Source organism: Mycolicibacter engbaekii, from assembly GCF_002101585.1.
Taxonomy (GTDB): Bacteria; Actinomycetota; Actinomycetes; order Mycobacteriales; family Mycobacteriaceae; genus Mycobacterium; species Mycobacterium engbaekii.
Genome location: NZ_LQOT01000055.1, coordinates 1 through 1,709 on the forward strand (window position 1 = coordinate 1; position 1,709 = coordinate 1,709).

At 65.8% G+C, this 1,709-nt stretch carries 1 protein-coding gene; it reads right to left on the reverse strand.

Annotated features, from left to right (window positions below; all coding sequences use genetic code 11):
• Positions 1 to 111: 111 nt before the first annotated feature.
• Positions 112 to 1,514 (reverse strand): IS3 family transposase gene (locus AWC02_RS14975; protein WP_109561035.1). Its coding sequence is split into 2 segments (ribosomal slippage): positions 112 to 1,170 and positions 1,173 to 1,514, totalling 1,401 coding nucleotides; the frame shifts between segments, so codons are not numbered across the junction.
• Positions 1,515 to 1,709: the final 195 nt, after the last annotated feature.

Consider the following 1,709-nt stretch of genomic DNA (forward strand, 5'->3'; position numbering starts at 1 on the left):
TCATCGGGGAAGTCGACCTTCAGCCTGTGCGAGATCTGCTCGGGGCTCCACGCGGTCGCCCACCGCCTGTCCTGCCGCGGAATTTGTCAAGGTGTTTGAGTCCAACGGGTGTTAAGCGGCTGCCGTCTGGTCCTCCTGTTCGATGGGTTTTGGTGGGTTGATGGCGGCGACCTCGGGTAGGTCGATGATCTTGGGTGCCTGATCGCGGCCGTAGCGCTGCGGGTGGCGTGCGCGGGCGTCGGCGAGCACGGCCCGGCGCTGGGTGTCCTTGGCGGCGGCCAGGTCGTAGAACACGTCGGCGGGGGTGTGCAGGCCGATGCCGCTGTGCCGGTGCTCGTGGTTGTACCAGGCCACGAAGGAGTCCATGAAATCTCTTGCGTGGTGGATGGATTCGAAGCGATCCGGGAAAGTCGGAGCGTACTTGAGCGTCTTGAACCAGGCTTCGCTGTAGGGATTGTCATTGGAGACCTTCGGCCGCGAATGCGAGCGGGTCACACCCAGCTCCGCCAGCAGTCCGGCGACACTGTTGCTGGTCATCGAGGTGCCCCGGTCGGCGTGCACGACGTGCGGGATGCCGTAGGTGCCGAAGATCTGCTCCATCATCTCCTTGGTCAGCACCCCGCATTCGCGGGCGTGCACGTGTACGCCGACGATGTAGCGCGAGTAGATGTCGATCATCACGTAGGCGTCGTAGTAGACGCCTTTGACCGGGCCAGCCAGTTTGGTGATGTCCCACGAGTACACCTGCCGCGGGGCGGTGGCCACCAGTTCCGGGCAGACCGCTTTGCGGTGCCGGGCCAGCCGGCGCCGTTCCTTGACCTGCTTGTTGGCGTTGAGGAGCCGATACATCGTCGAGATCGAGCACAGGTAGGTGTCTTCGTCGAGCAGGGTGGCCCACGCCTGCATCGGGGTGGTGTCGACGAACCGGTCGCTGTTGAGCACCTCAACCACGCGGGCGCATTCGGCGGCGGTGAGCTTGTTGACCGGCACCCGCACCACCGGATCACGTGGCGCCGGAGCCGGCTTGGCCCGCCGCAGGGCCGTCGAGCGGTGCATGCCGGTCAACGCCGCCGCCTTCCGAGTGGTGATCCCGTGGCCGCGCAGATCGGTCCAGGCTTCCATCAGCGCTTGGTCGGCTTGCTGTCCGGCTCCGCGCTCTCGGAGAGACTTTCCAAGAGCGCGTGAGCTTTTCCCATGATCTCCAGGGCGACCTCGGTGGTGGACAGGCGCTTGTTCGTCTTGTCGAGTTCGCGCTTGAGCCGGGCGATCTCGGCCTGCTCGGCGGTGAGCTTGCCGAGCTTCGCCCCGGCCGGCTTGCCGTCGAGCACGCCGGCGTCGCGTTGCTTGCGCCACTCGCTGATCTGAGATGAGTACAGGCCCTCGCGGCGCAGGTAGGCGCCACCATCGCCGCTGGAGCGGGCCTGCTCGTAAGCAGCCAGGTGCGCCAGCTTGTCGGCCGGGCTAAACGAGCGCCGCCGCTGCGGGCCACCACCACGTGGACGTGTTGAATCCATGTACGCATTCTCCCCGGCCACAGCCGGGCTGGAAATCGTCATCTTCGAGTTGATCCGTATCTCGCCCTGCAAGCGGGTTGCTATGAACCACTGGACTCAACTCACCCTGACACGCAGGGCCGGTGCGGTTTGTTCAGCCCCTTCCACGCGGGCGGCTCCGGCCCGATAACGATGCTGCCGTCCGTGCGGCACACG